The 1,708-nt window shown below is 68.7% G+C and carries 2 protein-coding genes; one reads left to right on the forward strand and one right to left on the reverse strand.

Annotation, left to right across the window (positions count from 1 at the left end; translation table 11 throughout):
• The first annotated feature begins 270 nt into the window (after positions 1-270).
• The gene (locus tag ACZ5NH_RS45480) at positions 271-1,101 is read left to right on the forward strand and encodes an IS5 family transposase (RefSeq protein WP_468784362.1); all 831 of its coding nucleotides are present in this window, start codon (positions 271-273) and stop codon (positions 1,099-1,101) included.
• Here the strand turns inward: ACZ5NH_RS45480 and ACZ5NH_RS45485 are convergent.
• Positions 1,019-1,606, reverse strand: a complete 588-nt coding sequence (locus tag ACZ5NH_RS45485) for a hypothetical protein (RefSeq protein WP_468784364.1) — start codon at positions 1,604-1,606, stop codon at positions 1,019-1,021. The two genes, ACZ5NH_RS45480 and ACZ5NH_RS45485, sit on opposite strands and share 83 nt — an antisense overlap.
• Positions 1,607-1,708: the final 102 nt, after the last annotated feature.

Here is a 1,708-nt window from a genome sequence, read left to right on the forward strand (position 1 = left end):
CTCAGTGCGTTGTGGCAAACCGGATCTTGTTCGAGCGGCAGTGGGTGATCATCTGGACTGGGGTTCGGGTGCGGTCGCGGGCATGAGAGAACGGGCCCCTTGGTAGTGACGCGGTTACGACACCAGCACGACCAAGGAAGCCCGTTGCCTGATCAGTTGAGCAGTATCTCTGTGCATGCGTCCACCGCGGTCACCCCTGGGTGTGACTGCTACGTGCACCGGTTCGGTTCGCTCGCTCCGGGACGGCGGGCAGGCTGCTATCCGAGTGACATGACGGATGCGGAGTGGGCCGAGGTCCGCGCCGCGATGCCGGTGCCGGCCTGGCTCCTGAAGCGGGGCGGGCGTCCGGAGGCGTACTGCCACCGGACAATGCTCGACGCGGTGCGCTACCTGGTCGACAACGGCGTGAAGTGGACGGCGCTGCCGGTCGACTTCCCGTACTGGCGGGCGGTCTACGACTTCTTCCGCCGCTGGCGGGCCTACGACTATGCGCGTGAACTGTACGAACGCCTGCGACGTTCGGCGAGGGAACGCGCCGGCCGCAACACCGAGCCCAGCGCGGGAATCATCGACAGCCAGTCGGTGGACGCCTCCGAGACCGTCGGCGAGGACAGTCGCGGATACGACGGCGGCAAGTCACGTGACGGCCGCAAGCGTCACATCCTGACCGACACCGAGGGCCTGCTCCTGGAGGTGAGCGTGACCACGGCCGATGTGCACGACTCCAAGGCCGCCCCCGCACTGCTGGAGACGTTCATGGATCAGCCGGGCCGGCTGCTGAAGCTGGTGTGGGTCGACAGTGCCTACCAGGGACCGGCGCTGGTGGAGGCGTTCGCCCGCCACGGAGTGCGGATCGAGGTCGTGCGCCGCTCCGACGGCAGGCGCGGATTTGTCGTACTGGCCCGCAGGTGGGTGGTGGAGCGAACGCTGAGCTGGCTCTCCCGCTCACGCCGCCTCAACCGCGACCACGAACGACGCTTCGACCACCACGCCCAGATGGTGTGGTGGGCCGCAGTGATCAGACTGTCCCGGCGCCTGGCCGCGGACGCTCCGCGCTGGCCGGAGAAGCGTCCCGGCCGACTGCTCCGGGCTCAGGCATGAACCGTCCGTCCTGCGCCCGCACCAGCCAGCCCCGCCTCTCCAGCACATAGGCACGGTGCCGGATCTTCTCCACCTCGTTCTTGATCTCCGCTTCCCGGCCCACCGCCCGCGTCAGCTCCACTCCGTTCACCGGCCCCGACGCAGCCACCACCGCGGCGAACACCTCCCGATACAGGCCGCCGAGCACCTCCTCACCCATACCCGACCGCCACACCGGCGGCCGCTCGCCATGCCCCGCACCCAAGCCGCCCGACCCCACGGCGGCAGCCATCTCACCACCGGACGGCACCGGAACCGGCGTATTCACCGGGCTCTCCTCGGCCAGCACCGACACGAGTTCCTCACGCCCCACCCGGGCCCGCTCGACTCGTTCCCGCGCGGCATCCACCTCCGCCTGAGCCTGCTCCAGGACCTCCGTCCAGGACTCCAGATCCTGCCTCGCCCGCGCCTCACGCTGTTCCATCAACCCCAGCACCGACGGCATCGCATCCTCCTCGATCCACAACAAGCCGTCCGCTGCCTGCCCCTACCCCACGGCGATCATGCCCCGCACACGAAGAAGCCCCTGCTCATCGAACAGGGACTCCCTTTGCCACAACGCACTCAG

It is taken from the genome of Streptomyces sp. NPDC031426, from assembly GCF_055581585.1.